Raw genomic sequence first — 12,137 nt, forward strand, 5'->3', positions numbered from 1 at the left:
TTGTCTTGTACAATAAATAAATCACACAATAGGAGGCGGATACGAATAATGAATCAGGACCAATCTTTTTCCATTGAATTTGCGTGCAGAGAGGATCTTCCCGATATTGTGGATATTTATAATTCTACGATTGCAGGACGAATGGTCACCGCAGATCTGGAACCGGTGACAGTGGAGAGCCGCATTCCATGGTTTGAGGCTCATCAGGAGAACCATCGGCCTTTGTGGGTTTTAAAACAAAAGGGGACAATTGCCGGTTGGGCCAGCCTTCAGTCCTTTTATGGGCGTCCAGCTTATAACGGTACAGCAGAAATTAGCATTTACGTCCATGAGGATTCTCGTGGAACCGGAACAGGAAGTCGACTGGTACAGCATTTGCTAAATGAATGTCCGAGACTGGGGATTACAACGTTGTTGGGATTTGTTTTTGGTCATAATGAGCCAAGTATTGGGCTGCTGCGGAAGTTTGGTTTTGAGCAATGGGGGTACTATCCGCGTGTAGCTGTGCTGGACAGCATAGAGCGAGATTTGGCGATATTGGGCAAGCGAGTGGATGAATAATAGCTTATAACAGTTAAATATTTTTTGTAATGTGTACAGAAAAAGGCTGTTTCCAAAATCGTCTCATACACTGCGGATGATTTTGGGAGCAGCCTCTTTTATTTTGCTATTTTCATCGCTTTTAACGCTGAGGTCTAAAACGTATGTTGTGAAAAATTTGATTAAGCACCTCAGACAGCACCAAACCGACAGCAATAGCTCCTGCGATCATCAGCGTGCTCATGGCCAGCTCTAGTGCCTGAGGATAATGTTGTTGTACGAACTGGCGCATGGCATTATAGGCCATTCCCCCTGGAACGAGCGGAATCATGCCTGCCACACTGAAAATAATCACAGGCATTTTGTACAGCCGCGCAAAGCCTTGACTGACGATGCCGATGAGGATCGTTGCCAAAAGGCTGGCGCTCACAGGTCCCATGCTGTCCGTGGTTGAATAATAGACCAGCCAACCTAGCATACCAACAAAACCACATTGCAGCAGCGAGCGCCGGGGGGCGTGGAAAAGTATGCCGAAACCAGCGGTGGCAATAAAGCTTGTGAATAATTGTGCAAGCATAGACTTGAATCTCCTCCGAATCACATATAAGAAATGATAACCGCAACGCCAGCTCCAATGCCGAAAGATGTCAGGCAAGCATCGGCTCCCTTGGAAAGACCCGAAACAAGGTGTCCGGACATTAAATCACGAATGGCATTTGTAATTAACAAGCCTGGAACCAGTGGCATGACGGAGCCAATTATAATTTTATCCATCATCTGTCCCCAGCCTACTATCGTTAACAGAGCCGCCAGCAAGCCGATTAGAAAAGATGCAGAAAACTCTGAGAAAAACTTGACCTTAACGAGCCTGTGAAAATACTGTACGGCTGCAAATCCGATACCGCCGCATAACACAGCTGCGGGGAAGTCTCGCCAGACACCACCAAACATGATCATAAAGCAACCGCTGGCCAACGAAGCAGCCATCAGCTGTACACGGTTGGAATAGCGGAGGGGGCCACGCTCAATCTCCGCAAGCTCCTTTACGGCAGCGCGGGGAGACAAATCACCTGTGCTGATTTTACGTGAAATGGAATTGACCTCTGTCACCTTGTGCAAATCGGTGGTTCGCTCTACGATGCGGATGAGCTTGGCAGGCTCCGAGTCATTAATGGCAAAAAAAATCCCTGTTGGTGTTACATAGCTATGGGACTGGGATATGCCATAGGCCGAAGCAATGCGGGACATCGTGTCTTCAACACGATAGGTTTCGGCTCCATTTTGCATCATCAGTTTGCCCGCCAACAGACAAACTTCAATGATTTCAGGAGTAGGATAGGAATGATTATTCATACTCGCTCTCTTTCATTCGTACCGGGCCGTTCGACCCTATTATTTTCATTTATTGTAGCACAAAAAGCCGCCTTTTCAGAGGCGGTTATGTTAGGGGGATCGAAGGTTATCGTCAAGATTCTATCATATCGGGAATAACGGTATAGTAGGACTCTTCCAGATATGTTGCGGCCTCAGATAGACCCATCAACTTAAGCTGTCCAGCTACAAAAGCACGAAGGGCAGAATGGGTGAACAGATGCCGTGTCTGGGCATCCCGAATAAAGGCCAGTCTGGCTTCACGCGAACCGTTATAGAACAATTCACGCACAGCTTCGCCTTGTTGTTCCCAAAGGAAAGGCTCCGTTACGGTCAAGAGGGTACTTTCCATAGAAGAGCTATGCTTCGCGGAAGAAGATACCTGAATGCCCAAGCCGTTCAGCGTAGGAGCTGCTTCGTTGTGCTTCCGTTCTGCCCGCAAGCAGTCGATATAGGCAGCCATATCCTGAATCGGTTCGATACCAAATCGTTCCCGAAAGCATTCGCGTACAAACGCGGTGCGTTCATCTACAAGCTGAGGCAGTCGCTGACCTGCATGTCCAGAATAGTCGTCTCCGCTGGCGTAGTATCGTTTTAATGAACTGTTCTCTGTATAAACAACGCTTAAAAAATCCTGCAAATGACGGGCAACCACCCATACACCCGTCCAATCGACGGGAGATACGCATACGATAGGGGCCTGTGAAAGGTCCTTTTCAAGACCAAAATCCGTTAAAAAGCCATAATGTATTCCGTCCACTCCTGCGTGGGCAAAAGGAATAACATCTGGTGGTGTAGCCATATATCGTGGTGCGCGGCCCTGCTCCATAATCAATCCCAAATCAAAACTCAGAGAATGCCGGTTCGCTTCGAGCTCCTTTTCAAATTCTATAAGTGCCTCAATCAAAGGTGTAGCTGATCCATAGGTTAGGTTAGAACCGGAATCCATCGTGTATGCCTCCCTTATCCAATACATCCATAAAGCGTTCATCCCTAAAAGGTACGTGATTTTACACGAAATGTAAACCTGTATGACGAATCTTTTCAAAAATGTGACCTTTTACCCGTGTGTTGTCAAATAAAACGCTTTCGGGCAAAGCAGGACAAGATACCTATGTTAGCTCGGTAGAGAAGTAAAGTGGGTTTGCGAAAATGCGGTCTTTTCAGTGTATGTTAGCAACCGTGAAGTGTGATTGCAGGATGCGCGGTGTGAAGGACAGGGTGCAACGTAACAGGCCAACGGGTATAATATCAGGACAAGGTGAAAAGGAGCGTCATCCGAAGATTTAACAGAAAGAAGTGGGCATATGAACTTGCAAAAGAAGGCTGTTTTTTTTGATGTAGATGATACGATGTACGATCATTTGCACCCTACACGCGATGCATTGCGTACAGTATTAGGATTGAGTGAGCGTTTTCCTTATGAGAAAGCCTACCATCGTATTCGCTATTACAGCGATGTACTGTCGGCTAAAGGAGGACTATTGGAGGGGAAGGCAGGGCCAGATGAACTGGATGAGATGAGGGAAGGCCGTTTCATTCTGGCTTTACAAGAATTCGGGATAGAAGTTACCCGTGAGCAGGCAGTACATGTTCAACAAGAATACTTGGATCGTCAGTACCGAATTGAGCCTTTTGAGGGGGCTACCTCGTTAATAAATGATTTGAGCTCGGCTGGCTTTTTAGTTGGATTAATTACAAACGGTCTTGAAGAACACCAGATGAGCAAGATCAAGGCCATGGCACTAGAAAATCATGTTGCAGCAGAGCATATCTTTGTATCTGGGACCGTTGGCTATGCCAAGCCTGATCCGCGCATTTTTGAAGTAGTGAACGAACGGACAGGAACGTTAGCAGAGCACTGCTGCTATATTGGGGATTCCTGGCGTAATGACGTGACGGGAGCTATAGCTGCGAATTGGCAGGTGATCTGGTTCAATCACAGGAACGCTCCCCCGGAGACTGACGTGCTGGGGATCTATAAAACAGCAGCAAGCTATGCAGAGTTAAGAAGGTTGCTGCTGCCGGACGCTCGTTAGACACGGGACATACCGTATTTTTTAAAAGAATCAACCTATTTTGAAGCCATTCCAAAAGATAACCCGTAATACTATTTATCTGTTATAGAACTAACTTCATTGGTAATGGTTTAGAACAGAGAAGGAGGGGATCGCGCATGGTAGAACAATGGAGGCAGGCAGAAGACATCATAAGTCAAGTGACCGTATACAGTACGGAGGATAATGATCCGGTTACCATTAAAACAGCCACTCAAGACGTCCGCTGTATTGGCATCGGGACAGATGCGGCTGTATTTACGCTCGATACGTTGCCAGGCTACGCGTTCAAGGTGTACTCAGACATGGCGATCGAGAAAAAAGATGCGGAGGCCGACGTATATGAGCGTTTGCGAGGGTCTGACTTTTTTCCTCATTATTACGGAAAAGGCGACAAGTATATTGTCATAAGTTATGAATCCGGTATTACGCTGCTGGATTGTTTGCTGCAAGGAATTCCTGTGCCAGAGCAGGTCATTCTGGATGTGGAAAAGGCGAGGGAATTTGTCCGGTCCAAGGGGCTGAATCCCCGTGATATTCACCTTAAGAATGTACTTATGCAAGACGGGCGTGCCAAGGTATTGGACGTATCGGAATACGTGAAGGAAGGCGATGACAAGCGCTGGGAGCATTTGGTGTGGGCATATCATACGTTTTATTCCGGTATCTCGGAGGTTAAAGTGCCCTCATGGATTTTGGATACGATTAAAAAATGGTACTACAAGCTGGATAACTCCAACTTTAATCTGGAGGAGTTTGCTCAGCGTGCCAGTCAATTGTTCTCTAAATGGAGGTCATAACCGCTGTAAAGATAACGGATATGAAGACTGATCTTTCGATAGCAAAAAGGATTGCACCCGCATTTAGGGGAGCAATCCTTTTCTTTTATCTGAAATCCCGAGGCACTCTTCTGGCTGTACCGCTCGCAATCGCGGCTTGAATCACCTTTTCACGCACCCGTTGAACCGCACTCTCGTTAAATACACCTGGGATAATATACAGCTTGTTTAGTTCTTCAGGACGAATCGTGCCTGCGATGGCCTCTGCGGCCGCCAGCTTCATCTCTTCGTTGATTTCACGGGCACGGCAGTCGAGCGCCGCTCGAAAGATGCCAGGGAAACAAAGCACATTGTTAATTTGGTTAGGATAGTCCGAACGTCCGGTGGCGATGACACCCGCAATGTCCTCGACGTCCTCTGGCGCAATTTCAGGAACCGGGTTAGCCATAGTGAACAGCACCGGGGCTTCTTTCATACGTTTCACGTCTTCTCGTTGCAGTATTCTACCTGCCGACAGACCGATAAACACGTCAGCGTCCTTCAGAACCTCTGACAGCGTGCCCGACAGCCGTTCAGGGTTGGTATGCTGCGCATACCAGTTCCACATCGGATGCTCGTATGTTTCATCAGCTGTAAGAGCCCCATGGCGGTCTACGCCAATGATGTTGACAGCCCCTGCAGATAGCAAAATTTTGGTGCAAGCCACACCCGCAGCCCCGATACCACAGACGACAATTTTGACGTCAGACAGGGCTTTGCCGACAACTTTGAGCGCATTGATCAGCCCTGCGTATAAAACGACAGCTGTGCCGTGCTGATCGTCATGAAAAACAGGTATGTCCAGCTCTTTACGTAACCGCTGTTCAATCTCAAAGCATCGTGGCGATGAAATATCCTCCAGATTAATACCGCCAAAAGCTGGGGCCATTTGCTTAATGGCCTTAATGATCTCTTCGGTGTCCTGCGTATCCAGACAGATTGGAAAGGCATCTACGGAGCCGAGTTGCTTGAACAGCATGGCTTTGCCTTCCATAACCGGCATGGCTGCATAGGGACCGATGTTACCTAGCCCGAGGACAGCGCTTCCGTCAGAGACGACAGCGACCGTGTTGCGCTTGATCGTCAAACGGAAAGCTTTGTCCGGTTCCTCGTGAATCGCCATGCATACGCGTGCCACATCGGGGGTATATACCCGGGATAAATCATCGCGGTTTTGAATTGGGACTTTGGGCTGCATTTCAATTTTGCCCCCGAGGTGTAATAGGAAGGTGCGATCAGAGATGGATAATACCTTAACACCTTGTGCTTTTTTAATTCGGGCAATCATACGGTCGATTTCTGCTGGATCGGCAATGGTCACCGTAATATCCCTCACAGTGACCTTCTCAGAGGTGCTAATGACGTCAATGGCAATCACATCTCCGCCATGTTCGTTTACCAGCGTAATCAATTGACCAAATTGGATGTGCCCGGTGGAAATTTCCAATCGTAAAATGATGTTTTTACCGCCAATACCGCCTTGCATACAAATTCCTCCTTTGTCTTCCATAACAAAATCATACGTAGTATCAATTGATTGCGCTTACAATAAAAAGCGAATGTAAAATCTATGCTGTTACTTTAAATTAGTGGTTTCTTCCCCTATCATAGTGAACAATCTCTCGCTTGTACAGATCAAGTTGAGTAATATCTATTATTATGTATTTAAAAAAGGACGAAAGCCCGGCTATATTCCAGTCCAAGCGATCATCCTTTTTTCAATGAAATGATATATTTTATTTTTACGCATTCGATCTGTTACGTCATATTTTTACCATAGTAAATTTCGTCCATTTCGATTTTGAGACGTGTTGATATATTTTGTTGCTCTTTTTCACTCAGGCTTTCCTTGGTGTAGCCGAAAAGATAATTGTCCAAATCGAATTGTTTTAGCTTACATTTGGTATGGAAAATATTTTCCTGATACACATTCACGTCGATCATGTCATACTGACTGCGCACTTCGTCCGGAATATAGTTTTGAATGGAGGCGATATCATGGTCGATGAAAAGCTTATGTCCATTCGTATCACGTGTGAAGCCGCGCACCCGGTAATCAATCGTCATAATGTCAGTGTCGAAAGAATGAGTCAAATAGTGGAGTGCCTTGAGCGGGGAGATTTCTCCACAGGTAGAGACATCAATATCTGCTCGAAACGTACTGATCCCCTCGTCTGGATGATATTCCGGGTAGGTGTGAACTGTAATATGGCTTTTATCCAGCTGCATCACGACAGATTCAGGCAGGGGGCCGGGTGACTCGGCATAAGATTCAGTCGGTACCTCCACAATGGGTCCTTCTGATATAAGTACTGTCACGCTGGCTCCTTGAGGAACATAATCCTGCTGGGCTACGTTGAGCACGTGGGCGCCGATAATGTCAGATACATTTTTTAAAATAGCTGTCAGTCGATCTGAGTTGTATTGTTCATCAATATATTCAATATACGCCTCGCGTTCTTCTTTGGTTTTGGTGTAACAAATATCGTACATGTTGAAGCTCAATGATTTGGTCAGGTTGTTAAATCCGTGCAGGGTAATCCGCTGTTCCGGTGTTATGGTCATAGGCTATTTCCCCTTATAGTCGCAGTATTCGTACATAATATTCCCAACACGCCTTTTCATATACCGATTCATAAAATCAGTTCTGTAGCTGTTAGATTAAAGGCTTGAACAAGTATGTCTTACCCGTTTGGCATAATTAAAAACAGATAGAAGAGTGGCTTTGTTTTTACATGTATGGAAATTTTAATGTATATATACTTTATTTCTTACTCAGTAATTTTTAAGTAACAGGACTTATAATATGAACTATGTATACGAAGAAGGAACTGAATGGACAGAAGAGTCGTAATAAGACATAAGAACTGGGTTAGTTATTCATTAATTTAATGTGTATCACCTTCACAATGCCGAAAGCTTAACCGAATATGATTATAGACCCGAAAAAATAGTGATTTTGTATATTGCGTAAATCGAAAAAAGCAACTTCAGCTAATAATGTGCGTATAATGAAATAAACGTAAGAAGCTGAGAATTATGAAGTTAAAATGAATTTTGATAGCAAAATTCATTTTATAAACCGATCGCATGTTACTATAAGGATTTTACAAAATTCGATTCCAGTCGCTCCGAAGTGCAAGTTATAGACGAACTAAACCATATCTTGTTCATTGGAATTCGCTTATTGGATTTTTTGCAAAATCCTCTACTGAAGAAAAACGGTGGAAGGAGTATCAAGATGCTGGCTTTGTCCGATCCGGCCTGGACTCTGCTCCAAGGCCCCTACGGTTCCTCTCAATACGTCCCAGAAATGTTGAAGCAGCTCCAAGCCGGATATGACGGCGAAATGGCTGACACCTTGTATTGGGAGGAACTGTATCACCAAAATACATTGTATACTTGTACATTTGCGGCTGTTCCTTACCTTGTAGACATTGCGTTAAAAAGTTCTGATATAGGGATTCGTGCAGATATATATAACATTTGCGGAATATTCGAAGCGAAGAATAACAATCCCTTACATACCAAAGTTCCATTGGAATTTACAAGGGATCAGGTGAAAGTGGATTCTAGTGTGGCTGAATATATTTATGCGCAATATCGGTGTGCCATTGTCCGACTTGCAGAATTGACTGAAGAAATGATGCTCTATGCGAAAGAACACGAAGGAGATGTCGGTAAACGCTATGTTCTGGCTGCGGGTGCCGCTTTTCAGGGTTATCGCAGCATAGCTTATATGCTACAAAGCTTCGATACAGGTGACGAATATACGCTGGATTGTCCGCATTGCGGTACCCCGCTCTATATTTGGCCTGATGAACAGAATGACACCCTGGTTATCTATGATAAGGATCCAGTAAATTCAGATAATCTGGTTCCCTATCCGATCCGCCCCCGTTCATTGGACCATAAAGGTGCTAATATACAGTGGTTACACGAATATGCCCAAAAAATTGAAGAGAACAAGCTTCTTGCTCAATTACCCTATTTAATTGGTTGGCTAGATTGTCCAGTGTGTAATACGCCCATATATATATGGGATGAGTTGATGAAAATGGCTGATGGTGTTCGGAGGTATACCGCTTAATCAATCAAAAAAGGGTGCTGTTTTCTACAGCCCCCTTTTTTCCTCTTCTATTTTTCCATCTAATCTCCGTATGCTTTTCTCAATTCTACTCCCGAAACGGATTCAAAAAAGTTTTAGGAATGTCGGATTCAAAACGCAGCAATACTCCGGTGACGGGATGAATAAATGACAATAGCCTCGCATGTAGGCCAAGGCGCCCAATCGACTTGGATTTGGAACCGTATTTTTTATCTCCAACAATTGGATGACCGATATCCTCCATATGTACGCGGATTTGATTTTTGCGTCCGGTTTCCAAACGTACTTCCAGCAAAGAAAAATGCCGATTGGCTTGGAGCAGCTTGTAGTGAGTGACTGCGTGCTGTCCGTCATTCGGATAAGGACTGGAATACATTTTTAGCGTCTTGCTTTCTTTCAGCCATGAGGTGATTGTACCCTCAGCTTTTTTAACCTGTCCTTCTACAAGAGCAATGTATGTTCGTTCATACACAACTTCCTTCCACGCTTTTTGCATTTCCTGCTGTATGGCTTCGCTTTTTGCAAACATCATCACTCCTGATGTATCACGATCCAAACGATGCAGTACAAAAATACGATTGTACGGATGTTCGCGCCTCACATGGGCCGTAAGCTGGCGATAGGCTGTTACTTCCTGCTCCTGCGCTGAAGCCACGGACAGCAACCCGGCATCCTTATGGATAACGATAATGGCTTCATCCTCATGCAAGATACGTAGCCCAGTCAGTGGTACGACGGGAGTTACTTTTTCCTTGGAAAGAGCGACAGTCTGACCTTGCTCCAGTGGAAAATTATGCACGGTACGCGGAATGCCGTTGACGGACACCTGCCCACGAGCCAGTGCCGATTTAATGGAGTTACGACCCATGCCAGTCACATGCTCTACTAAAAAGCTTAACAGCTCGGCAGGCTCCTGGACGATGTATGTTTTGGCAGGGGCTTTATCAAAAGCATTCGTTCTCCGTTGAGCTTCCGGTCTATGGGAGCCAGATCTTCCGGCAGGTTTATGACTGCGTTTGGAATGGCTTGCGTTTGACGTAGATTTTGTATGATTTTTCCGTTGGGGTTTCCGATTGTTCATGGGTTCTTTCTCCTTCTTGGAACCGTGTCTCTTCATAATATGGACAAATTTGCGGCACCGTGTTCACTATATCATGAGAAAACAGCGAACGCCATAAGGGACTAAACCAGATTGGCAGTCTTCTAGCGGTTGAACATTACCCTGAACCCCGGTAAACTAAAGGTAACGAAAGAAAAGCCGATATGCGTCAAGGACGCTAGAAATATGAGGAGTTTTGAAACTATGAGTGTACAAGCACCAACATTGGAACGGGCGCAGGACTTGCTGCAAAAATTTTATGGCTATCCCGATTTCCGGGAGGGACAAAAGAAAATTGTGGCCAGTATGCTGGAGGGCAACGATACGTTGGGCATCATGCCGACAGGGGGCGGAAAATCGATATGCTACCAGATCCCCGCGTTGTTGCATGAGGGGCTGACCATTGTCGTGTCACCGCTCATCTCGCTGATGAAGGACCAGGTGGATGCGCTGACCACAATGGGGATTGCTGCTGCCTACATCAATAGTACATTGAGTGGTCGAGAAGTGAATGATCGTATACGAGCCGCACGAAATGGTGACTTGAAGTTACTATATGTCGCACCGGAACGACTGGAACTGGACTGGTTTCGCGATGAAATGGCTCAGTTGCCGATTTCCTGCGTTGCGGTAGATGAGGCTCACTGCGTATCCCAGTGGGGCCATGATTTCCGTACCAGCTACCTGGCTGTGGCTCCATTCGTGGACGGGCTGTATGAACGCCCAATCGTGGCTGCGTTTACGGCAACGGCGACACCGCAGGTCATGGATGACATCGTGCGCCTGCTTCGTCTGCGCTCACCGGAGACGTTTGTTACAGGCCTTGGACGGCCAAATTTGGCGTTCAGTGTGCTGCGCGGGGAAGACAAACGCAGCTTTTTACTGAATTATACCCGTGAGCATGAGGGTGAATCGGGCATTATTTATGCGGCGACACGTAAGGACGTGGACGATTTGTACCAACGGCTACGTGACGCAGGCATGGCGGCTGGACGCTATCATGCCGGGATGACAGATCAGGAACGTGCAGATAGCCAGGAAGGGTTTCTGTACGACGATATCCGTGTCATTGTAGCAACCAATGCCTTCGGCATGGGGATAGATAAATCGAACGTACGCTATGTCATTCACTACAACATGCCTAAAAATATGGAGGCCTACGTACAAGAGGCGGGACGCGCAGGACGTGATGGCGACCCGAGTCAATGTATTTTGCTGTTCGGACCGCAAGATATTGTGACGCAGAAGTTCCTGATTGAGCAAAATCCACAGGATGAAGACCGTAAGCGCAACGACTACCGCAAGCTCCAGCAGATGGTTGATTATTGCTACACGACTCGTTGCCTACGTACGGCACAGCTTGAGTATTTCGGAGAAGCGGAGGAGCATGAAGCTTGCGGCATATGCAGTTCATGTACAGATGAGCGGGAATTGGTTGATATGACCATAGATGCGCAGAAGATTTTTTCGTGCATTCATCGCATGCGGGAACGTTATGGGGTCTCGATGGTCGCCTCGGTGTTGAAAGGCTCGCGTAACAAAAAAGTGCTGCAGTATGGTTTTGACAGCCTTCCAACCTATGGCGTGATGGGCAACCGGACGGAAAAAGAAATTGCCGAAATTATCAATGTTCTTGTTTCGGAAGGCTATCTGATGTTGTCCGAGGGGCAATATCCGGTCGTACGCTTGCAGCAGCTTGCGGCTGAAGTGCTGAAAGGCCAGCGAGAAGTCATGCAGCGGGTGGTGCGACATGCCACGGCTTTTGCAGGTGGAGCAGGTTCACACGGACGACAGGGGCGCGATGCATACCCAGCTGCAGTCAACGAAACCGTGTTCGAGCAATTGCGCCTGATCCGCCGCGATCTGGCCGCTCAGGAGCATGTACCGTCTTATATCATTTTCAATGATGCGACGCTGCGTGAGATGAGCGTAGCGAGCCCGCAATCCGAGGCAGACATGCTGCGGATCAAGGGTGTCGGCGAAGTGAAGTTCCGCAAGTACGGCAAGCCGTTTCTTGATTTTTTTCAAAATCAAGGGAATATCGGGGGAACGATAAGCGAGGACGAGATTTATACAGACGATGTGTACGAGGATTTTGAATAGCCATACTAAGATAAGGATATAAAAGTTCATGCAAACTATAG

Annotated in this window: 11 protein-coding genes; 5 read left to right on the plus strand and 6 right to left on the minus strand. The window is 46.3% G+C overall.

Going from position 1 to position 12,137, the window contains the following annotated elements; genetic code table 11:
* The first annotated feature begins 48 nt into the window (after positions 1 to 48).
* Positions 49 to 561 carry a GNAT family N-acetyltransferase gene (locus C1T21_RS06105; protein WP_061829070.1) on the plus strand — a complete coding sequence of 171 codons (513 nt, stop codon included), beginning with the start codon at positions 49 to 51 and terminating at the stop codon, positions 559 to 561.
* Between the two features lie 121 nt (positions 562 to 682).
* Here the strand turns inward: C1T21_RS06105 and C1T21_RS06110 are convergent, their stop codons facing one another.
* The 3 genes from C1T21_RS06110 to C1T21_RS06120 form a co-directional block, all read right to left on the minus strand.
* Positions 683 to 1,117 carry a threonine/serine exporter family protein gene (locus tag C1T21_RS06110; RefSeq protein WP_103047615.1) on the minus strand — a complete coding sequence of 145 codons (435 nt, stop codon included), beginning with the start codon at positions 1,115 to 1,117 and terminating at the stop codon, positions 683 to 685.
* Positions 1,118 to 1,137: 20 nt separating this feature from the next.
* Positions 1,138 to 1,893 (minus strand): threonine/serine exporter family protein, encoded by a 756-nt coding sequence (locus C1T21_RS06115; protein ID WP_103047616.1) that lies wholly within the window; start codon positions 1,891 to 1,893, stop codon positions 1,138 to 1,140.
* Between the two features lie 112 nt (positions 1,894 to 2,005).
* Positions 2,006 to 2,860, minus strand: coding sequence for a hypothetical protein (locus tag C1T21_RS06120; RefSeq protein ID WP_103047617.1), 855 nt, complete (start codon positions 2,858 to 2,860; stop codon positions 2,006 to 2,008).
* Between the two features lie 358 nt (positions 2,861 to 3,218).
* Here C1T21_RS06120 and C1T21_RS06125 point away from each other — a divergent pair, with 358 nt between their 5' ends.
* Positions 3,219 to 3,950, plus strand: a complete 732-nt coding sequence (locus tag C1T21_RS06125; RefSeq protein WP_103047618.1) for an HAD family hydrolase — start codon at positions 3,219 to 3,221, stop codon at positions 3,948 to 3,950.
* A gap of 137 nt (positions 3,951 to 4,087) precedes the next feature.
* On the plus strand, positions 4,088 to 4,768 hold the full coding sequence (locus tag C1T21_RS06130; protein WP_069291431.1) for a protein kinase family protein: 681 nt from the start codon (positions 4,088 to 4,090) through the stop codon (positions 4,766 to 4,768).
* 85 nt (positions 4,769 to 4,853) lie between these two features.
* Here C1T21_RS06130 and C1T21_RS06135 read toward each other — a convergent pair whose 3' ends face one another.
* A complete protein-coding gene (locus C1T21_RS06135) occupies positions 4,854 to 6,272 on the minus strand; it encodes an NAD-dependent malic enzyme (RefSeq protein ID WP_103047619.1) in 1,419 nt (472 codons plus the stop codon).
* Between the two features lie 272 nt (positions 6,273 to 6,544).
* Positions 6,545 to 7,351, minus strand: a complete 807-nt coding sequence (speD, locus tag C1T21_RS06140; RefSeq protein ID WP_103047620.1) for an adenosylmethionine decarboxylase — start codon at positions 7,349 to 7,351, stop codon at positions 6,545 to 6,547.
* 676 nt (positions 7,352 to 8,027) lie between these two features.
* On the opposite strand from speD, the gene C1T21_RS06145 reads away from it, so the two are divergent.
* The gene (locus tag C1T21_RS06145; RefSeq protein ID WP_103047621.1) at positions 8,028 to 8,876 is read left to right on the plus strand and encodes a hypothetical protein; all 849 of its coding nucleotides are present in this window, start codon (positions 8,028 to 8,030) and stop codon (positions 8,874 to 8,876) included.
* A gap of 85 nt (positions 8,877 to 8,961) precedes the next feature.
* Here C1T21_RS06145 and C1T21_RS06150 read toward each other — a convergent pair whose 3' ends face one another.
* Entirely contained in the window at positions 8,962 to 9,975 is a 1,014-nt protein-coding gene (locus tag C1T21_RS06150; RefSeq protein ID WP_013309326.1) for an RluA family pseudouridine synthase, read from the minus strand.
* Positions 9,976 to 10,197: 222 nt separating this feature from the next.
* On the opposite strand from C1T21_RS06150, the gene recQ reads away from it, so the two are divergent.
* The gene (recQ, locus tag C1T21_RS06155; protein ID WP_103047622.1) at positions 10,198 to 12,096 is read left to right on the plus strand and encodes a DNA helicase RecQ; all 1,899 of its coding nucleotides are present in this window, start codon (positions 10,198 to 10,200) and stop codon (positions 12,094 to 12,096) included.
* Positions 12,097 to 12,137: the final 41 nt, after the last annotated feature.

It is taken from the genome of Paenibacillus sp. F4 (assembly GCF_002894905.1).
Lineage (GTDB): Bacteria > Bacillota > Bacilli > Paenibacillales > Paenibacillaceae > Paenibacillus > Paenibacillus polymyxa_B.